Annotated in this window: 23 protein-coding genes; 10 read left to right on the top strand and 13 right to left on the bottom strand. The window is 70.6% G+C overall.

All coding sequences use genetic code 11. The features are described from left to right. Positions 1–26: 26 nt before the first annotated feature. The 3 genes from ACZ6TD_RS29320 to ACZ6TD_RS29310 are packed head-to-tail and all read left to right on the top strand — an operon-like array spanning position 27 to position 3547. A complete protein-coding gene (locus ACZ6TD_RS29320) occupies positions 27–2264 on the top strand; it encodes a glycoside hydrolase domain-containing protein (protein WP_471342995.1) in 2238 nt (745 codons plus the stop codon). Next, entirely contained in the window at positions 2261–2770 is a 510-nt protein-coding gene (locus ACZ6TD_RS29315) for a hypothetical protein (protein ID WP_471342993.1), read from the top strand. Before ACZ6TD_RS29320 ends, ACZ6TD_RS29315 begins: the two co-directional genes overlap by 4 nt. Further along, positions 2771–3547, top strand: a complete 777-nt coding sequence (locus ACZ6TD_RS29310) for a hypothetical protein (RefSeq protein ID WP_471342991.1) — start codon at positions 2771–2773, stop codon at positions 3545–3547. A 63-nt stretch (positions 3548–3610) separates the two neighbouring features. Here the strand turns inward: ACZ6TD_RS29310 and ACZ6TD_RS29305 are convergent, their stop codons facing one another. Beyond that, positions 3611–4207 (bottom strand): choice-of-anchor C family protein, encoded by a 597-nt coding sequence (locus tag ACZ6TD_RS29305; RefSeq protein ID WP_471342990.1) that lies wholly within the window; start codon positions 4205–4207, stop codon positions 3611–3613. A 144-nt stretch (positions 4208–4351) separates the two neighbouring features. Next, positions 4352–4804 carry an ATP-binding protein gene (locus ACZ6TD_RS29300; protein WP_471342987.1) on the bottom strand — a complete coding sequence of 151 codons (453 nt, stop codon included), beginning with the start codon at positions 4802–4804 and terminating at the stop codon, positions 4352–4354. A gap of 108 nt (positions 4805–4912) precedes the next feature. Between ACZ6TD_RS29300 and ACZ6TD_RS29295 the strand changes: the two genes are divergently transcribed. The 3 genes from ACZ6TD_RS29295 to ACZ6TD_RS29285 are packed head-to-tail and all read left to right on the top strand — an operon-like array spanning position 4913 to position 6657. Beyond that, positions 4913–5746: a helix-turn-helix domain-containing protein gene (locus ACZ6TD_RS29295; protein ID WP_471358141.1), complete on the top strand. Its 834-nt coding sequence runs from the start codon at positions 4913–4915 to the stop codon at positions 5744–5746. Next, entirely contained in the window at positions 5743–5928 is a 186-nt protein-coding gene (locus ACZ6TD_RS29290; protein WP_471342985.1) for a DUF397 domain-containing protein, read from the top strand. The genes ACZ6TD_RS29295 and ACZ6TD_RS29290 overlap by 4 nt, the downstream gene beginning before the upstream one ends. 45 nt (positions 5929–5973) lie before the next feature. Then, complete coding sequence (locus ACZ6TD_RS29285; RefSeq protein WP_471342982.1) at positions 5974–6657, top strand: FadR/GntR family transcriptional regulator; 684 nt, start codon at positions 5974–5976, stop codon at positions 6655–6657. A gap of 5 nt (positions 6658–6662) precedes the next feature. On the opposite strand, the gene ACZ6TD_RS29280 is transcribed toward ACZ6TD_RS29285, so the two are convergent. Both ACZ6TD_RS29280 and uppS read right to left on the bottom strand, forming a co-directional pair. Beyond that, entirely contained in the window at positions 6663–8072 is a 1410-nt protein-coding gene (locus ACZ6TD_RS29280) for an oxygenase MpaB family protein (RefSeq protein WP_471358139.1), read from the bottom strand. A gap of 101 nt (positions 8073–8173) precedes the next feature. Beyond that, entirely contained in the window at positions 8174–8860 is a 687-nt protein-coding gene (uppS, locus tag ACZ6TD_RS29275) for a polyprenyl diphosphate synthase (protein ID WP_471358137.1), read from the bottom strand. A 405-nt stretch (positions 8861–9265) separates the two neighbouring features. Between uppS and glxA the strand changes: the two genes are divergently transcribed. After that, complete coding sequence (glxA, locus tag ACZ6TD_RS29270; RefSeq protein WP_471342981.1) at positions 9266–11218, top strand: radical copper oxidase GlxA; 1953 nt, start codon at positions 9266–9268, stop codon at positions 11216–11218. Between the two features lie 3 nt (positions 11219–11221). Here the strand turns inward: glxA and ACZ6TD_RS29265 are convergent, their stop codons facing one another. The 4 genes from ACZ6TD_RS29265 to ACZ6TD_RS29250 form a co-directional block, all read right to left on the bottom strand. Beyond that, positions 11222–12235, bottom strand: coding sequence for a glycoside hydrolase family 6 protein (locus tag ACZ6TD_RS29265; RefSeq protein ID WP_471342979.1), 1014 nt, complete (start codon positions 12233–12235; stop codon positions 11222–11224). A gap of 473 nt (positions 12236–12708) precedes the next feature. Continuing rightward, the gene (locus tag ACZ6TD_RS29260; protein ID WP_471342977.1) at positions 12709–13452 is read right to left on the bottom strand and encodes a class F sortase; all 744 of its coding nucleotides are present in this window, start codon (positions 13450–13452) and stop codon (positions 12709–12711) included. A gap of 11 nt (positions 13453–13463) precedes the next feature. Then, positions 13464–14072 (bottom strand): hypothetical protein, encoded by a 609-nt coding sequence (locus ACZ6TD_RS29255; RefSeq protein ID WP_471342976.1) that lies wholly within the window; start codon positions 14070–14072, stop codon positions 13464–13466. A 170-nt stretch (positions 14073–14242) separates the two neighbouring features. Further along, complete coding sequence (locus ACZ6TD_RS29250) at positions 14243–15025, bottom strand: HAD-IIA family hydrolase (protein WP_471342975.1); 783 nt, start codon at positions 15023–15025, stop codon at positions 14243–14245. Between the two features lie 224 nt (positions 15026–15249). Here ACZ6TD_RS29250 and ACZ6TD_RS29245 point away from each other — a divergent pair, with 224 nt between their 5' ends. Beyond that, on the top strand, positions 15250–15438 hold the full coding sequence (locus ACZ6TD_RS29245; protein ID WP_471342974.1) for an antitoxin: 189 nt from the start codon (positions 15250–15252) through the stop codon (positions 15436–15438). Positions 15439–15481: 43 nt separating this feature from the next. Here the strand turns inward: ACZ6TD_RS29245 and ACZ6TD_RS29240 are convergent, their stop codons facing one another. Both ACZ6TD_RS29240 and ACZ6TD_RS29235 read right to left on the bottom strand, forming a co-directional pair. Further along, a complete protein-coding gene (locus ACZ6TD_RS29240; RefSeq protein WP_471342972.1) occupies positions 15482–17182 on the bottom strand; it encodes a hypothetical protein in 1701 nt (566 codons plus the stop codon). Between the two features lie 123 nt (positions 17183–17305). Next, a complete protein-coding gene (locus ACZ6TD_RS29235; protein WP_471358133.1) occupies positions 17306–18640 on the bottom strand; it encodes an ROK family transcriptional regulator in 1335 nt (444 codons plus the stop codon). Positions 18641–18707: 67 nt separating this feature from the next. On the opposite strand from ACZ6TD_RS29235, the gene ACZ6TD_RS29230 reads away from it, so the two are divergent. Continuing rightward, positions 18708–19808, top strand: coding sequence for a Gfo/Idh/MocA family protein (locus ACZ6TD_RS29230; RefSeq protein ID WP_471342971.1), 1101 nt, complete (start codon positions 18708–18710; stop codon positions 19806–19808). Then, a complete protein-coding gene (locus ACZ6TD_RS29225; RefSeq protein ID WP_471342970.1) occupies positions 19805–20293 on the top strand; it encodes a heme-degrading domain-containing protein in 489 nt (162 codons plus the stop codon). The genes ACZ6TD_RS29230 and ACZ6TD_RS29225 overlap by 4 nt, the downstream gene beginning before the upstream one ends. A 54-nt stretch (positions 20294–20347) precedes the next feature. On the opposite strand, the gene ACZ6TD_RS29220 is transcribed toward ACZ6TD_RS29225, so the two are convergent. From ACZ6TD_RS29220 to ACZ6TD_RS29210, 3 genes are all read right to left on the bottom strand, one after another. Continuing rightward, entirely contained in the window at positions 20348–21214 is an 867-nt protein-coding gene (locus ACZ6TD_RS29220) for a fumarylacetoacetate hydrolase family protein (RefSeq protein WP_471342969.1), read from the bottom strand. Between the two features lie 138 nt (positions 21215–21352). Continuing rightward, on the bottom strand, positions 21353–22012 hold the full coding sequence (locus ACZ6TD_RS29215; protein WP_471342968.1) for a YidC/Oxa1 family membrane protein insertase: 660 nt from the start codon (positions 22010–22012) through the stop codon (positions 21353–21355). 192 nt (positions 22013–22204) lie between these two features. Beyond that, positions 22205–22525 (bottom strand): DUF6412 domain-containing protein, encoded by a 321-nt coding sequence (locus ACZ6TD_RS29210; RefSeq protein ID WP_471342967.1) that lies wholly within the window; start codon positions 22523–22525, stop codon positions 22205–22207. Positions 22526–22717: the final 192 nt, after the last annotated feature.

Below are 22717 nucleotides of genomic sequence, written 5' to 3'. Positions count from 1 at the left end.
CGTCACTCGGCACTGAAGGAGACGTCATGGCCGACGCCTTGGTCGTGCGGGCGCAGAAGTTCATCAACGACACGTACGGCGGGAAGCTGGGAATTCCGGCGCTCGAGGAAGACGGGAAGACGAGCTGGACCGTGATGTACGCGCTCACCCGGGCGCTCCAGTACGAGCTGGGCATCACCAGTCTCTCGGACAGCTTCGGCCCCACCACGCTGAGCACGCTCCAGTCGAAGTACCCCAAGCTCAACGCCAGTACGACGCCCTCGGCCAAGTTCACGAAGATCATTCAGTCGGGGCTGTACTGCAAGGGGTACAACGGCGGCGGGATCGACGGGGTGTTCAGCTCCACGGTGGCGAACTCGCTCACCGAGCTGATGACCGACATGGGCGTGGCGGGCGTCTTCGAGGCGGGCACCCTCTCCCCCAAGGTCTTCAAGGGGCTGCTCACCATGGACGCCTACATCGTCACCGGTGACGGCGGCACCGACATCCGCACCGTGCAGCAGCACCTGAACGCCAACTACGTCAAGCGCCAGGACTACTTCATCATCCCGTGCGACGGACACCACTCGCGGACCGTCGCCAAGTCCATGCTGCTGGCGGTGCAGTACGAGCTCGGCATGGCCGACGGCGTGGCCAACGGGAACTTCGGCCCCGGCACCCAGTCCGGGCTGAAGCAGCACACCGTCGCCTCGGGCGAGACCAGCACCTGGGTGCGGCTGTTCTCCGCCGCGATGATCCTGAACCAGCGGCCCAATGTGCCGTTCAGCGCCTCGTTCGGATCGGCGCTGCAGTCCGCGGTGAACGGCTTCCAGGACTTCGCCAAGCTCCCGGTCACCGGAAAGGGCGACTACTCCACCTGGGCGTCGCTCCTGGTCTCCTACGGCGACCAGGACCGCAAGGGTCAGGCGTGCGACGGCGTCACCAAGATCACCCAGGCCCGTGCCACCACCTTGAAGGCCGCCGGATTCAAGTACATCGGCCGCTATCTCACCAACCCCCTCAGCAACGACCTCCCAGAGAAGGCCATCCAGATCGGCGAGCTGGAGACCATCGCCGACAACGGGCTCCGGTGCTTCCCGATCTACCAGACCTTCGGCCGCGACGCCTCGGGCTTCAACTACGCCGCGGGCAACGCGGCGGCCATCGCGGCGGCGAACGCGGCCGACGACCACGGCTTCAAGGACGGCACCCGGATCTACTTCGCCGTGGACTTCGACGCGTACGACTACGAGGTCACCGACAATGTCCTGCCGCACTTCAAGGGCATCGAGGACGGCATGGCCATCGCCGGGAACCGGTACAAGATCGGGGTCTACGGACCGCGCAACGTGTGCATCCGGGTCTCCGAGGCGGGCCATGCCACGGCGAGTTTCGTCTCCGACATGTCCAGCGGCTTCTCCGGGAACTACGGCTATCCACTGCCGCCCAACTGGGCCTTCGACCAGATCGTCACCAAGACCATCGGCTCCGGCGACGGCTCCATCAACATCGACAACAACATCGCCTCCGGCCTGGACACCGGACAGGGGTCGTTCAACCCCCCGGTGGCGTCGATGCCGGACAGCCTCTTCAACCAGGCCTATTTCCCGGGGCTGCTCGCCGACGTCCAGACGTACATGAAATCCATCGGCTTCCCCGAGGACGACGGCCGCATCTACACCACCACCCAGTGCCTGGAAACGATCATCGCCGGGGATGTCGCCGTGACCAATACGGCACGGGCCTACGGCATGCGGAAGGCGCTCATCCAGACCACGGCGTTCTGGGAGTTCCGGCACTACGGCAATGAGGACCTGGTCAAGGACGCCGGGGTGTGGCTCTACCACAACGACTATGTGCCGGACTGGGCCAAGGACCTGCCCGGGGTGGTGTCGTTGCGCGACAGCAGCACCGGTGTGGCCCAGATGTTCGGACTGGTGGGCGTGCTCTGCTGGAACAACTCCATCAGGACCGGCCTGGTGACCGGCACCCCGAAGGACCCGGACAAGGACGCCGACATCTTCGCGATGTGGGACAGGCTCCGCACGGACAACGACTTCGCCCTCACCTCCGTCGGCCACGCCCACATCTGGGGAGCCGACGGCAAACCCGGCAGCGTCGACAAGGAGATAGGGATCCGCCGGCCCTCGCTGGACTACAAGGAGTCGGAGATCTACGAGGTGCTGCGGCGCTACCAGGGCCCGAAGGAGCCCGCCTTCACGGACGCCAAGAAGCGCATGCCGCTCTACTACATCTTCGAGAAGTACAACAGGATGATGCGATGAGCGAAGCGCCTTCATCCCATGCGTCCGATTCGGCGAACGGGATCGACTCGATCCTGCTGCTGTTCATCTGCCTGATCGGGGTCATCGTCATCTTCACCCTGGTCGGCATGGTCGGCTCCGGCATCGCCAAGCGCACCGGCCGCCGGAAGACGCGGGACGAATGGCTCGGGGGGATCGCCCTGCTGTCCGTCTGCGCGACCGTCGCCCTGTACATCTGGGGCGCGCTCCACGTGATGTTCATGGAGAGCTACAACATGCGCGAGGCGTGCGCCAAAGCGGGCGGGGAGGCGAAGGCGGCCCAGGTCGACCGCTACTCGGCGAGCTACTTCCCACTGCGCTTCACCTGCCGGATCGACGAGGGCGGCAGTTACGACGCCGCGGTCCCCGGATACGTCAACCCGGCCATGGCCATCGCCTTCGTCCTGGCCATCGCCACGGGCGCCGCATCCGTCGTGGCCCGCGACCAGAACCGGTCCACCAGCCCTACCGTCACGAGGGGACGATGAATGAGCGTGTTCGACCCATCCCGTAGGCAGGTACTCGCCCGCTCCGGTGCGCTGTTCGGCGCGGCCGCGCTGGCCTCCCTCCCCGGTTCCGCGCTGCTGGCGACGCCCGCGTACGCCGCGTCCTCGCACTCCAAGACGCCCACCGGCGAGGAGATCCGGACCGCGTACCGCCGCTTCCGGGCGAACCGGGCCCGGGTGCTGACCGGCAGACCGAGCCCCAACGGCTGGGAGATGGAGAAGGTCGCCGACGGCGGCGGAGCCATCTGGTCCCGCCCGGTGCCCGGCACCCCGCTGGAGGGCGTCACCGTCCGCATCGGCGCACCGGAGACCGTGCTGGTCCATGTGATCCGCCGCTTCCACTACGAGATCGACGAACTCCGCAAGGGCGATGTGATCGGCTGGCGCAGCCCCGGCACGGTCCACAAGGGGCTGCCGGAGGGCAACCAGGCATCCGGTACGGCGATCCGGATCCGCCCCGGCCACTACCCGACGGGCGTCAAGGGCGGCTTCTTCCCGCAGCAGGAGGTCGTGATCCGCGACATCCTCGCCGAGCTCGACGGCGTGGTCCGCTGGGGCGGGGACGACCGGAAGCCGGACGAGTCGCTCTTCTACGTGGCCGTCCATCCCGGCGATCGGCGGTTGACCGAGGTCGTGGCCCGGCTGGACCACTGGCGCGAGACGCCGGGCAGGGGCGCGGGCGCCCCCGTCGACGTCCTCGCGCCGGGGCGCCGCAAGGCCGCGACGTCCTTGGCCCGCAGCCAGCGCGCGGCGGCCTGACCGAAGTTCCGCGGAGGACTGGGGAGCCCCGGCGCGTGGGGCGCCGGGGACTCCCTTTCGCGATCAGTCGCAGGAGGGACAGGGTGTGCAGGCGCTGACCCTTACGTCGTCGATGACCGGCCCGTAGGCGCCGGTGCCGGTGCTGGTGCTGGCGAACGCCAGCGTCGTGGAGGTGCCACGGGCCACGAAGGTCACCTCCCGGGTGACATAGCCCATGTTCGCCATGGTCTTGCCCGTGACGTCGAAGCTGAAGTCCTGGAAGTTCTGCCCGTCGATCAGCACCTTCCCGGTCCTCACGGGCGGGCCTCCCGCCGGGTTGCCGGCCAGCGAGTACGTCACCGAGTACTTCTTCCCGGGGACGGTGGTGAAGGTCTGTGCCACCGTGCCGGCGTCATGACCATTGAGATCCACGGACTGGCCGCCCTCGGCCGCCTGCCAGAAGCCGTCCCCGATCAGATCCACGTCTCCGGCCGTGACCTTCCACGGTCCGATGGACGCGCCCGTCCCCAGGTTCACGAACGTGTTGTCCCCCACCGTGGGCGTCTCGAAGCTGCCGTCGTCGAAGCGGCTGACGGCGGCGGCTGTCGCGGTGCCGGACCCCATACCGACCAGCACTCCGGCGACGGCGAGCGATGCGAGAAAGATGCGAATAGGCGACATGTTCCCCTCCAGTGCGACTCATTCGGCAATACACCGAATTGATGGCGCAGCAGAATCTTCCGTACCGGAGGGACGCACGCCAGGGTTCGGCCCCCGGCGCACCGTGGTGCGGACCGGGTCGAGCGCGGCGGATGCGCCGGTCGATCACGGGTGGGCGCCGGTGGCGGCTACGGCGGTGATCCGCGCCCATACGGTCTTGCCCGGCCCCCTTCGCTCCCTGATGCCCCAGCGATCCGCCAGCGCCTCGACCAGGAGCAGGCCCCGCCCCTCCTCGTCGTCCGACGTGGGCGCCTTCGGCACGGGGCACTTCTCGTGGGTGTCGCTCACCTCGATCTCCAGGACGCCGCCCCGCTCGTCGTACGCCAGCCGCACCGCGAAGTCCCGCCCCGGTACGCGCCCGTGGAGCGCCGCGTTGGCGGCCAGCTCGGCGACGATCACGATCGCGGCGTCGTAGCCGCCCGTCCCCGGGGAGAACCCCCACGCGGCGAGCTGATGGGCGGCCAGCAACCGGGCGAGCCGGGCGCCGCGCCGGGTGGCGGAGAATCGCTGCGCGAACGTACGTACGGTGACGGGGACTTGGCCCTGTGGTGCGGTCATGGCGGAAGCGTCCCGGGCTCGCGGCGGCCACTGCCAGGCACGACACCCACCCAGTTTCGCTTGTACCAGTTCACCGACTGGACCGGGCCGGTCACCGCCCGTGACGATATGAGGATGACAAAAGACAGCGAACCGGAAACGTCGGAAAGCCTCAAGACCTTTGGCGCGGTACTGAAGGCGCTGCGCGATGAGGCAGGGCTGACGCAGGAGCAGTTCGCGCCACGGGTCCGGTACTCGGCGACGTACGTCGCGAAGATGGAACAGGGCAGGCGCTTCCCGCCGAAGGAACTCATCCCGCGCGCGGAGGAGGTCCTGGGCGCCCCGGCCGCGCGGGTTCTGGGCGCGGCGTACCGCAGTCTGACGCGGAGGGTCGGACTCGCGTCGTGGGTCCTGCACTGGGCGGGGATCGAGGAGGAAGCCGTCTCACTCCTCGCGTACGACTGCGCGGTGGTGCCGGGGTTACTTCAACCCGAGCCGTACATCCGCGCCGTCTTCGACCGCTACATCCCGCATACCCCTACGGAGGAGTGCGAGCAGCAGGTGATTGCACGCCTAGCGAGGCAGCAGCTGTTCACGGACCTGCCGAGCACCTCGTTCTGCTTCATCATCGAACAGGCGCTCCTGGACAGGCACTTCGGCGGCTCAGAGATCACCAGGGCCCTGCTCGACCACCTCCTTGAGCAGCAGCAGCGCCGCAACGTAGAGATCCAGATCATGCCGCTCCGGCAGGAGGATCACTCTGGTGCCGATGGATCGATGCGCCTCGCCGAAACGATGGAACACCGTTGGCTCGGCTACATCGAAGGGCACGGCAGCAGCATCCTGATCACCGATCCGAAAGCCGTCAGTGCCATGCACCAGCGCTATGGCAAACTGCGCTCACAGGCTCTGAGCCCTCAGGACAGCACGAGCCTGCTGGAGCAGATGCGAGGAGCGCTATGAGCAGCAGCACCACCACCGAACTCGACTGGTTCAAGAGCAGCTACAGCGGCGGCGGAGGCGGCGAGTGCGTCGAGGTCGCGATACGCCCCGAAGCCGTCCACATTCGCGACTCCAAGGACACCCAGCGGACCCCGCTCACCGTGTCCCCCGAAGCCTGGACCGCCTTCATCGCGCACATCTGACCTGCTCGCGCCGCCGCCGCTAAGCTGTTCGGATCGGAGGTGGCGGTGGCGGCGCACATACAGGAACGCATCAAGCGGCTGATCATCGACCAGCGGCTCCCCTCGGGCGCCCCGCTGCCCACCGAGACCGAGCTGATGGAACTCCTCGGCGTCAGCCGCAACTCCGTACGCGAGGCGCTCAAGGCGCTGCAGGCGATGGGGATCGTGGAGATCCGGCACGGCTTCGGGACGTACGTCGGCCCCATGTCGATGGCGCCGATGATCGAGGGGCTGATCTTCCGTACCGTCGCTGGGCACTACCGGGGCGAGGACAGCCTGCTCCAACTCCTCGAGCTGCGCGAGGCCGTGGAGACGGGGCTGATCGCGCGGCTGGCCGGGCGGATCCCGGAGGCGGACCTCGCCGAGCTGGACGCGGTCGTGCGGCGGATGGAGGCGGAGGCGGCGGAGGGCTCGGTGCGGGCCGAGACCGACCGGGCGTTTCACGCCGCGCTCTACGGGAGTCTGGACAACACGCTGCTGAGCGAGGTGCTGGAGGCGTTCTGGGACGCCTTCCACCGGGTGCGCACCGACCTCGTGGACGTGCCCACCGATCCGCGGGTCACCTGCAAGCAGCACCGGGAGATCCTGGAGGCGGTGCGTTCGGGGGACGCCCTACGGGCCGAAGAGGCGATCCGCGACCACTTCGGCAACATCCGCATCCGCCTGCGTTCGGCGGCGCACCGCGACTGAACGGCTCACGCCTGGGCGAGCAGAGGGTCGTAGGCCGTCGATCGTCGGCGGCCGGACATGAAGGCCAGGAAGTCCCCGATGAAGGCGCCGCGCGTGTAGGTACGGTCGGTGCCGACGGTGTCGCGGTGGAACGCGGTCTGGAACAGCGTCCGGTATTCGTCCGCGTCGATGTGCTGGTCGCCGTCCTTGTCCGTGGCGTCGAAGAGGACCTCGGCGACCTTGATCAGTGCGGGTCCGGCCAGGGAGGGAACGGCGGTGGCGTACTCGCGGGCGCTGACGCGGCCGTCCCCGTCGGTGTCCAGTGCCGTCTGGAGTTCACGCCACCAGTCGGCGTAGGCGTTGTAGAGCCTCGTTTCCTCGGGCTCCTCCAGATCGAGGCGGGTGGACAGTTCGCGGGCCATGGCGGCGAGGTCCGGCCAGTCCACGTACCCGTCGCCGGTCTGGTCGAGCACCTCGCGGAAGAACTCCTCCGCACCGCGTTCGGTGCCGGTGCGGGAGGCGGGTTCCGGTTGCGGAGGGAGCGGCGTGATGAGCCGGATCAGGGCACCGGCCCGCCGCATTTTGTCGTGCAGGGCGGTGACCGCCCGGGCTCGCGGGTCGTCGCTGTGGGGCGAGAGAGCCAGCAGGTCGGCGATGGCCTCGGCGCGGACCCAGCCGTTCGGCAGGAACCGGGCCAGGCCGACGGCCAGATACGCACCCTGCATCAGGGTCTGGGCTCCGGGCATCTCGGGCAGCCCGGCACGCCGGCGGAAGGGCTCCGGGAGCGAGGCGACGATGATCGCCCCGATGAGCGGGCCGGCGACGGCCCGGCCGGTGGCCCACAGCGTGGGCACCCCGCCCAGCAGGGCCGGAGCGGGCAGATGGTCGAACAGCTTGTAGAGGATGATCCGCATCGCCTCGGTGTTCTCCAGCTCCCGTTCCACCACGTGGTCGTAGTAGGGCCAGAACTCGGAGAGGGTGGGCGGCAGGTGACCGGACTCGTCTCCCATGGCGGCCAGATACGCCTGGAACTCGGCGTACAGCCGCTCCATGGCGTGCTGCTCAAGGGGCTGTCCGCTCAGTCGGCACATGGTCACGGTGGACTCGAAGATGGTCGCCACCACCCAGGCCCGTACAGCGGGGTCCATCGCGCTGTAGGTCCGGCCTCGCGGGTCGGTTCCGCTGAGTCGTGCGTGGAGGCGGTTCAGCCGTGCCGCCTCGCGGCGCCGTACCTCTTCGTCGTCCCCGAACATGCGCTGCAAGCTGCGGATGGTGTTGCGCAGCCGTCGCCACGGGTGGGCGACGAACGTGGAGTTCTCGATCAGCGCGGCGCCGACCTGCGGGTGCGCGGCCTCCAGCACGGTCGCCCGGACCATGGCCAGCGCCCACCGCGGATCGTTGACGAATTCCTGGAACCGCGAGCCCGCGCCGAACAACGGCTCCTGTCCGTTCGCCGCACTCGGCCGTGACGTACCGCCGTCGAACTCGGTCGCACCGCCCTGGGCACTGTCGGGGTGCCCGCCATCTGCGATGGTCACTATCGGGAGTCTCCGTTCCGCTCGGGCAGCACGCCGCCGAAGCGGCGATCGCGTTGCCGGTAGGTGTGCAGGCATTCGAGGAAGTGCGGCGCGCGGAAGTCGGGCCACAGCACGGTCGGGAAGACCCATTCCGCGTAGGCGACCTGCCAGAGCATGAAGTTGGAGATGCGCTGTTCCCCCGAGGTTCGGATGACCAGATCCACGTCGGGTGTGTCAGGGAAGGGCAGATGGGCGGCGAAACTCCGCTCGTCCACCGCCTCGGCCGCCACACCCGCGCGGATCAGTGACCGCGCGGCCGCGACGATGTCCCCGCGCCCGCCGTGATCGAACGCGACGGTCAAGGTCATGCCTCGGTTGTCGCCGGTCAGTGTCATCAGGTCGGCGAAGTCGCGTGCCAGCGCCCGAGGGATCCTCGGGTCGCTCACCCCGAGGAAACGGCAGCGGATCCCCCGCGCGTGCAGCAGCGGCGCGTGCTTGCGCACCACCCCGCGCACCAACCGCATCAAATAGTCGACCTCGGCACTCGGCCGGCTCCAGTTCTCGGTGGAGAAGGCGTACAGGCTCAGCCATTCGACGCCCGCAGTCCGGGCCGCCTCGATGACGTCGATCACGGTCGCCTCCGCCGCCCGATGACCCGACGTACGCGGCAGCGACCGCTGGGCCGCCCACCGTCCGTTGCCGTCCATCACACACGCCACGTGACGCGGCACGCCAAGCGACCGGTCACCATCGGCGAACCGCGACGCGGGAGTGGGATCGGCGAACGCATCGCCCACGGTGTGCCCAGCTATCACGCCAGCCCCCTTGGCCCACCACCACAGATCGACACGGCGATCGCATCTGAAGCAGATTGCCAGCCCCCGAGCCCGAATGCCGCACCGGAGCCACACATTCACCCTTGGAACAATTGCCCGAATCCAGTCTTCGGCGGGTCGCTCGCCTCTTCCTTCCACTTCGGCCACAGTCATCCCGCGATGACCGTTTTGGCATTACGTGCCCTGGCTGTCACAGCCGCGCCGATCATCGCCTGGCGGTGGACCGTCCGCCAGGAGAAACGGAACACGCAGCCCGCCCTTGGGGGACGATAAGAAGTGAAGTACCGACCGAGTCGCCGCACCCGCCGCTTCGGGATCGGTGCGGCGGCTGTCTTCGTGCTGGCCGGGATGAACGGCCCCGCCCTCTACCGTTTCAGCTCGGACAAGTACCACGCGTACAAAATCAACCAACCGGAGTACAAGGCGGAGAACGGCCACTGGGATGTGGTCGATGTCCCCGAGGAATACCGGATCAATACGATCCACGCCGCCCTGCTGCACACCGGAAAGGTGCTGCTGGTGGCCGGATCCGGGAACAACGCCAAGAACTTCGCCGCCAAATCCTTCCGCAGCGTCCTGTGGGACCCGGAGAAGAACACCTTCACCAACATTCCGACCCCCAAGGACCTCTTCTGCTCCGGGCACAGCCAGCTCCCGGACGGAAAGCTGCTGGTGGCGGGCGGCACCCAGCGCTATGAGAAGCTCAGGGGCGATGTCGAGAAGGCGGGCGGACTGATGTTCGTCCACAACGAGAACCCCGACAAGCCGAAGACCCTCCCCGCCGGGACCCGCTTCACGGGGAAGGAGAACGGCAAGACCTTCGAGTCCAAGGACCCGATTCTCGTTCCGCGTGCGAAGAAGGCCAAGAATCGCAAGGGGAAGGTCACCGTCACCGCGAGCACGGCGCGGGTCTATGTGGAGGCGCTGCGCAAGGGGAAGAAGTACCAGACGGGCACCGAGGACAATTACCGGATCTCCGGGCTGAAGGGAAAGGACAAGCGGAACTTCTACGGAATCGCCCAGAAGCTGTCGTTCGACAAGAAGGACTTCCAGGGCATCAAGCAGGCGTATGAGTTCGACCCGGAGGCCGAGCGGTACGTCCCGGTCGATCCGATGAACGAGGCCCGCTGGTACCCGACGCTGACCACCCTCCAGGACGGCAAGGTGCTCGCGGTCTCCGGGCTGGACGAGATCGGCCAGGTGGTGCCGGGGAAGAACGAGGTCTACAACCCCAGGACCAACAAGTGGAAGTACCTGCCCAAGAAGCGCTTCTTCCCGACCTACCCCGCGCTGTTCCTGACCGACAAGGGCCGGATCTTCTACACCGGCTCGAACGCCGGATACGGTCCGGACGACAAGGGCCGCACGCCCGGCGTCTGGGACCCGAAGACCAATCGGTTCGATGTGGTCCCGGGGATCAGCGACTCGGACGCCCTGGAGACGTCGATGTCGGTGCTGCTGCCGCCCGCGCAGGACCAGCGGTACATGGTGCAGGGCGGGGGCGGGGTCGGCGAGGACCCGAAGTCCACGGCGAAGACCCGGATCGTCGATCTGCACGCCGACAAGCCGCGGTTCCGCGATGGCCCGGATCTGTATGCGAAGGTGCGCTATCCGAGCAGTGTCATCCTGCCCGATGACACCGTTCTGACCACGAACGGCTCGGGCGACTACCGGGGGCGCGGCGCCACCAATGTGCTGAAGGCCGAGCTCTACGACCCGAAGAGCAACACCGCGCGCGCGGTGGCCGATCCGCTGGTGGGCCGCAACTACCACTCGGGGGCGCTGCTCCTGCCGGACGGCCGGGTTATGACCTTCGGCTCGGACTCGCTCTTCGCCGACAAGGCCAACACCACGCCGGGTGAGTTCCAGCAGCAGATCGACCTCTACACCCCGCCGTATCTCTTCCGCGACTCCCGTCCGAAGCTCGCCGACACCGCGCCCAGGACGGTCAAGCTCGGCGGGAAGACCACCTACCGGACCGCGCAGGCATCGGCGATCACCACGATGCGGCTGATCCGGCCCGGCTCCTTCACGCATGTGACCAATGTCGAGCAGCGGTCGATCGCGCTGGACTTCACCCGGACGGAGGACGGGGACGGGGTGACGGTGACCCTGCCGAAGGACTCGTCCGTGGTGCCGCCGGGGTGGTACATGCTCAACGCGGTGGATGGCCGGGGGACGCCGTCGAAGGCGGTGTGGGTGAAGGTGCCCGCGCCCAAGAAGAAGTGACGGCTAACTACTTCTACGGTCGGCGTTACGGGCGAGATCGAGCGCGTACCGGGGCCACCACCGACCTGCGGTGGGACCGCCCTTGCAGGTGCCGTCCGACTCGCCCGGACGCTTGATCCACAGATACGCGTCGATCCGCTTGTCCCCGGTGTCGACGGTCGGCCTCTCGCCCAGCGCCCGGCCCTTCGGATTGCACCACGCCTGCGGGTCGTTCTTGCCCGGGGCCGGGCCATTGCCGTTACGGCTGGTGTCGATCACAAAGGGCTTGCCGCCGATCAGCGCGGACAGCCGCTTGCCGTACGCCCGGTTCTCCTGGGTCGTCTGGTAGTTCGAGGTGTTCAGCGCGAAGCCGTCGGCCTTACGGATACCGGCCCGCTTCAGCGGCTCGACCATCCGCCGCGGGTCCTTGATCCAGTGGGGGTTTCCGGCGTCCAGATAGACCTTGGTGTGCGGCAGCCCCTTGAGCTTGTCCACGGCGCCGGTCAGTAAGTCGTACCGCTCTTCGTGGAACTTCTTGGGCGTACAGCCGTCCACCACGTGCGGCAGCGCGTCGGGCTCCAGGACGACCGTCGCCCGGCGGTCGCCGATCCCCCGGACCACCTTGTCCAGCCAGGCGCGATAGGCGTCGCCGTCGGCCGCGCCGCCCTTGGAGTACTGCCCGCAGTCGCGGTGCGGGATGTTGTAGAAGACCAGCAGCGCATCCCGGTTCACCTGGTCCGCGGCCGCGGTGAACCCCCGCGCCTGCCCCTCCGGGTCGTCCACCCCCAGCCACTCCGCGACGGGCTGCGCCGCGATCTTCTCTATCAGCCGGGCCCGGCCGTCCTCGCCCTTCTTCCGGTACGCCGCGGCCTGGCGCGCCGCGCTGCCGTCCGGATTCACCCAATAGGGGATCGTGGACTTGGGCCGCTGCTTCGGCTGCTGCCCGGCGAGCGAGGCACGCTCACTGTCCCCCTTCGAGGCCCCGAAGCACCCGCAGACGACGACGCACGACAGGAGCGCCCCGGCGATGGAGAGCACGCGGGTGCGGGTGCGGGTGCGGCTGCGGCTGCGGCTGCTGGAGTGGGTACGGGCAACGTGACCCGAACGGCCGGCGCAACTGCCGTACGTCCACTCCCCCTCGAGTGCACGCCCCAGGGAACGAACGGCGCTCCCCCGGCGGGACAAGACCGACCGAATCACCCCTCACACACCACCCCGAACCACCGTGCCCTCATCCACAACCCGCCCAGCTCTTCGCCCGTACGCCCGCGCCGGGCTGCGGCTTGGCGTATGTGACGGGGTGTCCGGCGAATCTCTCCCCTCCCCGCCCCTTCCCGTAACAGGGGCTCCGCCCCTGGACCCCGGGCAGGGGGCGGAGCACCGAGGGGGTCTGGGGCGCAGCCCTGGGTGGGGTGCAGGGGGCGGAGGCCCCTGGTTTCGGGGAGGGGCGGGGTGGGGGCTTCGCTCGCCGCAGGCGCCCACCCGCCGCCCGCACGCCCACCGCGCCCCGACTACCGCGCATTGCGGCTGCCCGCCGACACGTTGCCGGCAGAGCCCGTCGTACCCGTCAGGTAGGCCGAGACGACGACGTTCGCCGAGTACGTTCGGGTCGAGCGGTTGTACTTCCCCCCGCACGTGATCAGCCGCAGCTCCGCGCGGTCATGGGACCGCGCCCCGTACACCCGTCGCGCGTCGAAGTGCTTCTCCGGCACCACCTCGACGTCCTCGACCGTGAACTCCGCCGTCGTCCCGTCCGATCGCGCGACCCGCACCCGCTCCCCCCGCTTGAGGTCGCTCAGCTCGTGGAAGACGGCCGGTTTGCTCTTCGTGTCCAGGTGGCCGACCAGCAGCGCGGCGCCCGGGGAGCCGGGCTCGGGGCCGGCGCGGTACCAGCCGACCGTGCCGGGGCGGCTGAAGGGCGGAGGCATCACCGCCCCGTCGCGGTCCAGGCCGCTGGCGACGATCGGGGCGCGGACCCCCGCCGCCTCGATCACGACCCGCTTCGGCCGGGCGGAGGCCAGCGGCGCGTGCGCCGGGGGCAGCGGATGGGCGGACGGCCGCCCGACCGCGGCCACGTCCCCGGTCATCGGCGCCGGTCCACCCGTCCCCTCCGTGGTGTCCCGGCCCCACATCCACAGGCCCAGCAGCAGCGCCGCCCAGGCGAGTCCGATGGCCAGTCGCCCGAGGCCGGAGAAGCGATTCCCGATGCCGTCCATGTTTCCGTCGTTTCCGTCCGTCTCGGTGTCCAGGCCCATGGCGATCACGATCAGCTCGCGGTACGGGAGGGATGGCGGCGGCGGTGGACCGCGAGGCCGCCGACGGCCACGGCCGTACCGCCCGAGAGCACCAGGCCGTACGCCTCCGCGCCGCCGATGTCGTCGCGTGGCCGCGCCTCGTCGGGCGCGGTGCCGCCCCCTCCGGCGCGGACGGGGGCGACGGGCGAGGGCGGGCGCTCCACGGCGAGGGCGACCCCGCCCGCGCCGCCCTGCCCGTCCCCGCCCGCGCCGTCCGCGCGGTCCGCGCCGTCCGCGCCCGTTACGTCCTCGCGTACGAGGCCGGCGCCCGCGCAGTCGAGGGTGACCCGGTGCGCCCCCTTGGCCGCCGTCGAGCGGATCGTCGCCTCGCTGAAGAGCGCGTCCCCCTCCGGCGTCAGCTCCGCGTCGTCCACGAACACCGGTGACGAGGCGGTGGCCACCCGGTCCGGGCAGCCGAAGGCCCAGACCTCGACCTCGGCGCCTGGGGCGAGGGCCCTTGGACTGATCCGGATCGTGGTGGTGGCGGAGTGGCGCTGGTCGGCGAGGGCCGGAGCGGCGGCCGTCACCGCCACGACGGCGGCGCATGCTGCGATACAGAGAGTGAGTGCGACAACGCGCATGGTGAAACCTCCCGATACCAAGAGGCTCACGCGCCCGGCAGAGCGCCGCATCCGCTGCGGGCGCCTACTGCGCCATCCGGGGCACAGGGCTCACCGGCGGGTCACACCCGGGTTCACCATCGGGGTCACGCGAGGGCTCACCGGCGGTCATGCCAGCGCTCACCGGCGGGTCATACGACGCGTTCCACGAGGTCCGCGATGGACTCGACGACCGTGGACGGGCGGTACGGGTACCGGTCCACCTCTCCCGCCTTGGTCACCCCGGTGAGCACCAGGAAGGTCTCCATACCGGCCTCGAGCCCGGCCCGCACATCCGTGTCCATCCGGTCGCCTATCATCGCGCTGGACTCGGAGTGGGCGCCGATCGCGTTCAGCCCGGACCGCATCATCAGCGGATTGGGCTTGCCGACGAAGTAGGGCTTCTGGCCGGTCGCCTTGGTGATCAGCGCGGCCACGGAGCCGGTGGCGGGCAGCGCGCCCTCCGCGGAGGGGCCGATCTCATCGGGGTTGGTGGCGATGAACCGCGCACCGTCGTTGATCAGCCGGATGGCCTTGGTGAGCGCCTCGAAGCTGTACGTACGGGTCTCGCCGAGCACCACATAGTCCGGCTCGACATCCGTAAGGACGTAGCCGATGTCGTGCAGCGCGGTGGTCAGCCCCGCCTCCCCGATGACATAGGCGGTGCCGCCGGGACGCTGCTCGTCCAGGAACTGGGCGCTGGCCAGCGCCGACGTCCAGATGTTCGCCACGGGGACGTCCAGCCCGATCCGGGACAGCCGGGCGTGGAGGTCGCGCGGGGTGTAGATGGAGTTGTTGGTGAGCACCAGGAACGGCGTGTCCGAGTCACGCAGCCGCTTGATGAAGGCGTCGGCACCGGGCACCGGTATGCCCTCGTGCATCAGCACACCGTCCATATCGGTGAGCCATGACTCGATCGGCTTGCGCTCTGCCACTGGTTGCTCTCCGCTCGGAATCGGCGTCTGGCGACGACCTCAGCCTAACCGGGGAAAGTGCTGGGGAGACCGCCCTGTGTTCCGGAGCACGGTCCGTTCGCCGTGCGTTCGCGCTCCGTCCCAGCGCGACAGATCCGCACAGGTGTCTGATCCTGGGGAAGGGGCGGAATCCGCCCCTCCGTGGAACGAGCCGGACCGTAAGGCCGGACCGTAAGGAGGCCGCGATGGGCATGATGGACAAGCTCAAGGGCGCGATCAGCAGGAACCCGGACAAGGCTCGGAAGGGCGCTCGCAAGGGGGCCGAGACCGCGGACAAGAAGACCGGCGGCAAGTACTCGGAGCAGGTCCAGTCCGGCTCGGACAAGATCGACGACGAACTGCGCCGCCGGGGCGAGGGGCCCCGGGGCCAGTAGTTCGTCCGTGCGCCGGACGTGAGGGTGCCGGGGCGCCGGGGCTTCAGACCCCCGAGCGCCGTGACTTCACCATGAGGACGGTGCCGCAGGTCACGAGCGCGGCGCTGATGACGCCGAGCCCCGCGAGCAGGGCGGTGTGACGGCCCGTCGCGGCGAGTTCGGGCATCCGCTCGTTCTCGCGCTCGTGGCCGCCGTCCTCCTCGTGACGGCCGTCGCCGCCGGTACCGGTGCTGGGCTCGGCCTGGGGCTCGCGTCCGGGGTCGGTTTCGGTGCCGGGATCGGTCTCGGCATTGGGGTCGGTTTCGGAGCCCAGGTCGGAATCGGCGCTGGGGTCTTCGGTCTCCGTGCCCAGTTCGGTGTCGGTGCCGAGGTCGGTCCCCGCGTCGGTGCCGGGATCGGTCTCCGTACCGAGGTCGGTACCCGTGTCGAGGCCCTCGTCGAGGTCGGTGCCGGTGTCAGTACCCGCCTCGGTGCCGGTACCCGTCTCGGTGTCCGTACCCGTCTCCGTCTCGGTGCCGGTACCCGCATCGGCGTCCGCGCTTGAGTCCGAGCCCGCCTCGGTGTCCGCCCCGAGGTCGGTGTCCATGTCCGTATCGACATCCGCGCCCAACTCGGTATCCGTATCGGTATCGGTATCCGCTCCGGTCCCCGCGTCCTCTTCGGCGCTGGGATCGGTGTCGATGTCGGCCTCCGCGCCGACGTCGGCGTCCGCCTCCGTGTCGGCATCAACGTCGCTGTCGGCACGGGGCGGCACCGCGGCCGGGCTGCTCTCCTTACGGGTTGCGCCGGGACTTCTGGTGGCGCTCGGCTTCCGGCTCGGCGCGGCCGAGGCGGTCTCCTCGGACGTTCGGCTCGGCGTGGCCGTGGGGCGCTTGGAACGGGTGGTCGGCTGAGGAGCGGGCTTGGTCTCGGTGTCCCCGTCGGTGGCTTTCTGGGTCTCCGTAAGACCGCCGGAGCGCGTGGCCGCCCTCGTACGCGTTCCGGCGTCCGGACCCGTGGTTCCGGCACCGGTGCCAGGAGTACCGGCATCCGCGCCCGAACCCGTGCCCGTACCCGACCCCGAACCCGTGCCCGTACTCGTACCCGCCCCAGTACCCGACCCCGAACCCGAACCCGTACTCGTACCCGAGCCCGTGCCCGTGCCCGAACTCGTACCCGCCGCCGTCGCGCCGATGCGGAAGACGTAGTCGTTCGACTGCCCCACCCAGTCGCCGTCGTCCGCGCGCCGCTGTACGGCGATCGCGTTGGCCGTCACCGGCCCCTCGGGCGCGTCCGCGGTGAAACGCGCGCGCACCTGGACGTCGACGGTCTTGTGCGCGGGCACGGTGAAGCCCTTGAAGTGGTCGTCGAAGACCCCGATGTTCTCGTCTTCGTCCGTGGTCTGGAAGGAGACGGTCCGCCAGGTGGCGCCGCCGTCCGCGGAGGGGTCCAGGAACTCGAAGCCGATATGGCGGGGCCGCAGTTGATGGGCCTGGTCGACCAGGACGGCGATGGGGTGGATGGCGCGGCAGCCGGTGTCCGTGGCGTTGCGCAGTTCGAGGTGCCAGCCGCGCCAGCCGCCGCCCAGGGCGTACTGGTCCGGCCCGCCGCGCAGATGGGCTTCGATCGGGAAGTCGGAGGTGTTCCGGTCCCCGCAGGCGGCGGGCTCGGCCTCGGCGGCGTACGCCGGGACCCCGTAGAGGGCCGGGGCGAACGCGAGCGCGGCCGCCGGAAGGACAGCTCGTAGGGACAGTGCGGTGGGCAAGCGCATGAGTGACCTCTGCTGGCTGCGGTTTTCCCCGAGCACTCCGCTACATTCCGCGTCCGCACGCCGACACACCGCACCAGGCCCGGATTGCCCCCGACTGGCGGTCAGGATCCCCCTCGATCAGCCCAGTGCGAACAGCGGTGCGAGCACCAGCCGGGCGGCGCCCTCGACGACGGCCCGCTCGCCCCGCTCCACGACGTCCACGGAGACCGGGGGGCGGCTGGCGCGGGCGGAGTCCTCGGCGATCATCGTGGCCACACCGCGAACGTACGGCTCGGGGTCGGCCAGCACCATCCGGCCGCCCAGGAGCACCCGGTCGATGTCGAGGAGCCGTACGAGGTTGGTCGCGCCGATGCCGAGCAGCCGCGCGGCGTCCGTACGGTCGCCGCGCGCGACGGCGGCGAGGCACAGCGCCTCCAGACAGCCGTTGTTGCCGCAGTCGCAGGGCGGCCCGTCGAGCTGTATCACCTGGTGCCCGAACTCCCCCGCGTCGGTCCGCGCGCCCCGGTACACATCCCCGCCGAGCACCAGACCGGCGCCCAGGCCGGTGCCCAGGTGGAGATACGCGGCCGACTCGGCGGTCCCGGCGGTCACCAGCCCGAGCGCCGCGGCGTTGGTGTCCTTGTCGAGGACGACGGGGAGGGCGAGCCGCTCGGCGAGCGCGTCGCGCAGCGGGAAGCCGTCCCACTGGGGGAAGCCGGTGACGCGGTGCAGCACGCCGGAGCCGTGGTCGAGCGGTCCGGGCGCGGCGACACCGACGCCGAGCAGCCCGCCGCCCAGCGCGAAGCCGCTACCGGCGCCCGCGAAGCCGCTACCGGCGCCCGCGAAGCCGCTACCGGCGCCCGCGAAGCCGCTACCGGCGCCCGCGAAGCCGCTACCGGCGCCCGCGGCGCCGCCGGTCCCGACGCCTGCCGCGCCGCCGGTCCCGCCGAGGTCCGCGCCGCCAGTCCTGCCGAGGTCCGCGCCGCCGGTCCCGCCGCCCGCCGCGATATCTCCGCCCGCCGTTCCGCCCGCCACGCCGCTGGCCGCCGCGTCCGCCAGAAGCGCCCTGACCTCGGCCGTCGCCGCCGCGAGCGCCTCCTCCGCCGGCGCGCCGAAATCGAACGGGGCCGAGCGGGCCGCGACCGGGGTGCCCGCGAGGTCGACCAGCACCGCCGTCACCTCGTCGCGGTCGAGCTGGAGCCCGATCGCATGGCGGGCGTCCGGGACCAGCCGAAGGGCGGTGGGCGGTTTGCCGCCGGTCGAGGCGCGCTGACCGGCCTCCGCCAGCAGCCCCTCCGCCCTCAGCCGGGCCGTGATCTTGCTGACGGCCTGGGGGGTGAGGCCGGTGCGCCCGGCCAGCTCCGGGCGGCTGACGCCGTCCCCGCCCGCGTCCCGCAGCAGTCGCAGGACGAGTGCGGCGTTGTGGCTGCGCAGGGCGGTCAGATTGGCTCCGGGCCCGGCCGCTCCGGACATCGTGCTGTTCACCCCTCCATTGTGGCCACCGCTTGCACTTTGGCAACAGTGTTGCCAAAGTGGCTTCATGGATGCCACCGATGACAGCAGCACCACCCGAGTGGGACTGATCGGCTACGGCCTGGCCGGATCCGTCTTCCACGCCCCCTTGATCGCGGCCACCGAGGGGCTGGTCCTCGACACCATCGTCACCTCCAGCCCGGAGCGGCAGCGGCAGGCGCGCGCCGAGTTCCCCGACGTCCGGCTCGTGGACTCCGCCGATGAGCTGTGGGCCCGGGCGGATGAGCTGGACCTGATCGTCGTCGCCTCCCCGAACCGCACCCACGTCCCGCTCGCCCGCGCCGCCCTCGAGGCGGGGCTGCCGACCGTCGTGGACAAGCCGCTGGCCGCGACCGCCGCCGAGGCCGAGGAGCTGGCCGCGCTCGCCGAGGCCCGCGGGCTGCTGCTGACCGTCTTCCAGAACCGTCGCTGGGACAACGACTTCCTCACCCTCCGCAAGCTGCTCGCCGAGGGCGCGCTGGGCGAGGTGCGGCGCTTCGAGTCCCGTTTCGAGCGGTGGCGGCCGCAGCTCAAGGGTGGCTGGCGGGAGTCCGGCGACCCGGCCGAGGTCGGCGGGCTGCTGTACGACCTGGGCAGCCATCTGGTCGACCAGGCGCTCACCCTCTTCGGACCGGTCGAGTCCGTCTACGCCGAGGTCGATGTGCGCCGCCCCGGGGCGCAGACCGACGACGACACCTTCATCGCCCTCACCCACGCCGGCGGGGTCCGCTCCCATCTGTGGATGAGCGCGACCACCGCCCAGCTCGGCCCGCGCTTCCGGGTGCTGGGCAGCGAGTCGGGCTATGTGAAGTACGGCCTCGACCCGCAGGAGGCCGCCCTGCGCGAGGGGCTGCGCCCCGGCGACCCGTCCGTCGAATGGGGTGCCGAGCCGGAGGGCGACTGGGGGCGGCTGGGCGCGGGAGAGTCCCCGGCGACCGGCGGCGGCGCCCCGGTGGAGACCCTCCCGGGCGACTACCCCGCGTACTACGCCGCCGTCGCCGCCGCCCTCCGCGAGGGCACCCCGCCACCGGTCACCGCCGCCGAGGCCGCGGCCGCCCTGCATGTGCTGGAGGCGGCCCGGGTGGCGGCCGCGGAGCACCGTACCGTCCGGATCGAGGTCCCCGCATGAGCGAGCACACCGACGCGATATCCCGTGTGGCGGAGCTGGAGGAGCAGGAGCGCCGGCTGCGGCTGCCCCGGTTCGACAACGACGACGCCTGGCGCCTGGGCTGCCTCATCGCCGACCTGGCCCAGGAGCGCGGCGCCGCCGTGACGATCGGCATCCAGCGGGCCGGTCAGCGCCTCTTCCACCGCGCGCTGCCGGGCACTTCCCCGGACAACGACGCCTGGCTGGAGCGCAAGTGCCGGGTCGTGGAGCGCTACGGGGCGAGCTCGTTCCTGGTCGGCACCCGCTTCCGCGCCAAGGGCAGCAGCTTCGAGGAGTCCTCGCGCCTCGACCCCGACCGGTACGCGGCGCACGGGGGCGCCTTCCCGATCCATGTGACGGGCACGGGCGTCATCGGCGCGGTCGCGGTCTCGGGGCTGCCGCAGGCCGAGGACCACGCACTGGTGGTGGAGGCGCTGGAGCGCTATCTGTCGACGGCCGGGGCCTGAGTGGGCGGAGGGATGGCCCCACCGGGGCCACCCCTTCCGCGTTCACGTCAGCCGTCAGGCGTCCTTGAACTCCTGGCGCTGGCGGCCCAGCCCGTCGATCTCGAGCTCGACGACATCGCCGGCGCGCAGGTACGGCTTGGGCTCGGGGCGGCCCATGGCCACGCCCGCCGGGGTGCCGGTGTTGATGACATCGCCGGGGTAGAGGGTCATGAACTGGCTGAGGTAGCGGACCACCTGGGCCACGCCGAAGATCTGGTCCGCCGTGCTGCCGTTCTGCTGGAGCTCGCCGTTGACCCACAGGCGCAGGCCCAGGGCCTGCGGGTCGGGGACCTCGTCGGCGGTCACCAGCCAGGGGCCCAGGGGGTTGAACGTCTCGCAGTTCTTGCCCTTGTCCCACTGGCCGCCGCGCTCGATCTGGAAGGCGCGCTCGGAGACGTCGTGGGCCACCGCATAGCCCGCGACCGCGGCGAGGGCGGCCTCGTCGGAGTCGAGGTAGCGGGCGGTACGGCCGATGACGACGGCGAGTTCGACCTCCCAGTCGGTCTTCACGCTGCCGCGCGGGACGAGGACCGTGTCCTCGGGGCCGACGACCGTGTCCGGGGCCTTCATGAAGATGATGGGCTCTTCGGGGATGCTCGCGCCGGTCTCGGTGGCGTGGTCGTGGTAGTTCAGCCCGATGCACACGATCTTGCCGATACGGCCGAGCGGCGGGCCGATCCGCACCCCGCCGTCCTCGATCGCGGGCAGCGCGTCGTCCCCCTCGGCGGCCGCCGCCGCGCGCACCCGCGCGAGGGCGGCCTCATCGGCGAGGAGGGCGCCGTCGATGTCCGGGACCAGGGCGGACAGATCGCGCAGGGTGCCGTTCTGATCGAGCAGCGCGGGGCGTTCCGCGCCCGCCGGTCCGACTCGCAGCAGTTTCATCCCAAGACTCCCGAGGTCACAGGCCGGTGCGAGGCGCCTACCGGCCGATTGATCCTCCCTTCAGGGGCGTCCAGCCCGCAAGACCTCGTTCACGGACTGGGACATCGGTCCCAAGGGTGACCGTGGCGGGGGCCGCCGTCAGCGATGCAGCAGGGCCCGCTCCACCGCCGTCCACGTCGTGCTGGTCGCCAGGTAGAGCGCCGCCGCCAGCGGGACCACGGCGGCGGTGACGAGGGTGCCGAACGACAGCAGCGGCAGCGCCCGGGCCACTCCGGGCGCCCCGGGGACGGTCGCCTTACGGGCGCGGAGATACGTCCAGGTGGCCACTCCCGCGATCAGCGCGAAGAGCCCGAGGTAGACCAGCCCCGGCCCACCGCTGAGCACCCCGCCCCAGCGGGCGCCGAGCGGGGCCCCGGCGAGCGTGTGGTCGAGGAGGTCTCCGGCGCCACTGCCGGTGGAGAACACGTGGTACATGACGAAGAAGACCGGGAGCTGGGCGAGGGTCGGCAGACAGCCCGCCAGCGGTGACGCGCCCTCCTTCGTCTGGAGCTCCGCCATGGCGCGCCGCATCCGCTCCGGGTCGTCCCGATGCTTGCGGCCCAGCTCGGTGATCTTCGGCGCGAGCGCGGCCCGCGCCTTCTCACCGCGCACCGCGGCCCGGGCGAGGGGGTGCAGCGCGGCGCGGACGCACAGCGTGAACAGGACGATGGCGGCCGCCGCCGCGGACGCGCCGAAGAGCGGATCGAGGCCGTCCGCCATGGTGGTCAGCAGGGAGCCGAGGGAAGAGAAAAGGGACATGGGAGCCCTCCGCGGGTCTCGTCGTGCCGGAGTGAGGAAGACATCGGCGTGACGAGCCGCGTGGCGCGGCGGTACGGATCCTGGGGCTTCCGGGGCTCCGCCCCGGACCCCGCTCCTCAATCTCCCCCAGCTACCGCTGGGAGGTGCCCCCTGGAGAGGCTGGAGGTGCGCCGTACAGCGATAGGGGTGCGCCTACGCGGCCGTCGGCAGGCGACGGCCCGGCGCTCGGGGCCTCGGGCGTCCGGCGGCATCGGGATCCCGCTGCGGGAGGAACGCCGTACGGCGCTCCCGGTCCCGTATCGCGGTGCGAACCCGCCCGGCGGGGACGGGTATGCGGCCGCGGGAGGCGAGGATCGCGCACATGGCCAGCGCGGCGGCGACGGCGGTCGTGGTCGCGACGGTGGCGGCGAGGGCGACGGCGCTGACCACACCGCTCTGCGCCAGCAGAACCCCGGTCAGCAGGAACAGGCAGACGCCCAGATGCGTCCGCAGCGCCTCGAGTCGTCGCGACACCCTCACGTCCCCCTCTCCCGGCCGGTCTCCCCTCCTGGCTCCGCCAGTCTAAGCAGATCGGCGGCAGTCGGCTGCGGTTCGGAGGCGCCCCGAAAGGGCGCGGGGCATATCGATACTTCCCCCTCCCCGCCCCTTCCCGCTACCAAGGGCTTCGCCCCTGGACCCCGGGGTTAAGGGGCGGAGCCCCAGTTG

This window comes from Streptomyces yongxingensis, from assembly GCF_055597465.1.
This window is presented reverse-complemented; position numbering and strand designations above follow the sequence as displayed.

Excerpts from the sequence above, each read along its gene's own strand:
- ACZ6TD_RS29255 (WP_471342976.1), bottom strand. The coding sequence starts at position 14,072 with ATGCGCGTTGTCGCACTCACTCTCTGTATCGCAGCATGCGCCGCCGTC.
- ACZ6TD_RS29245 (WP_471342974.1), top strand. The coding sequence starts at position 15,250 with ATGGGCATGATGGACAAGCTCAAGGGCGCGATCAGCAGGAACCCGGAC.
- ACZ6TD_RS29220 (WP_471342969.1), bottom strand. The coding sequence starts at position 21,214 with ATGAAACTGCTGCGAGTCGGACCGGCGGGCGCGGAACGCCCCGCGCTG.
- ACZ6TD_RS29225 (WP_471342970.1), top strand. The coding sequence starts at position 19,805 with ATGAGCGAGCACACCGACGCGATATCCCGTGTGGCGGAGCTGGAGGAG.
- ACZ6TD_RS29235 (WP_471358133.1), bottom strand. The coding sequence starts at position 18,640 with ATGTCCGGAGCGGCCGGGCCCGGAGCCAATCTGACCGCCCTGCGCAGC.
- ACZ6TD_RS29305 (WP_471342990.1), bottom strand. The coding sequence starts at position 4,207 with ATGTCGCCTATTCGCATCTTTCTCGCATCGCTCGCCGTCGCCGGAGTG.
- ACZ6TD_RS29315 (WP_471342993.1), top strand. The coding sequence starts at position 2,261 with ATGAGCGAAGCGCCTTCATCCCATGCGTCCGATTCGGCGAACGGGATC.
- ACZ6TD_RS29310 (WP_471342991.1), top strand. The coding sequence starts at position 2,771 with ATGAGCGTGTTCGACCCATCCCGTAGGCAGGTACTCGCCCGCTCCGGT.
- ACZ6TD_RS29320 (WP_471342995.1), top strand. The coding sequence starts at position 27 with ATGGCCGACGCCTTGGTCGTGCGGGCGCAGAAGTTCATCAACGACACG.
- ACZ6TD_RS29260 (WP_471342977.1), bottom strand. The coding sequence starts at position 13,452 with ATGGGCCTGGACACCGAGACGGACGGAAACGACGGAAACATGGACGGC.
- ACZ6TD_RS29230 (WP_471342971.1), top strand. The coding sequence starts at position 18,708 with ATGGATGCCACCGATGACAGCAGCACCACCCGAGTGGGACTGATCGGC.
- ACZ6TD_RS29300 (WP_471342987.1), bottom strand. The coding sequence starts at position 4,804 with ATGACCGCACCACAGGGCCAAGTCCCCGTCACCGTACGTACGTTCGCG.
- ACZ6TD_RS29215 (WP_471342968.1), bottom strand. The coding sequence starts at position 22,012 with ATGTCCCTTTTCTCTTCCCTCGGCTCCCTGCTGACCACCATGGCGGAC.
- uppS (WP_471358137.1), bottom strand. The coding sequence starts at position 8,860 with ATGGACGGCAACGGACGGTGGGCGGCCCAGCGGTCGCTGCCGCGTACG.
- ACZ6TD_RS29295 (WP_471358141.1), top strand. The coding sequence starts at position 4,913 with ATGAGGATGACAAAAGACAGCGAACCGGAAACGTCGGAAAGCCTCAAG.
- ACZ6TD_RS29290 (WP_471342985.1), top strand. The coding sequence starts at position 5,743 with ATGAGCAGCAGCACCACCACCGAACTCGACTGGTTCAAGAGCAGCTAC.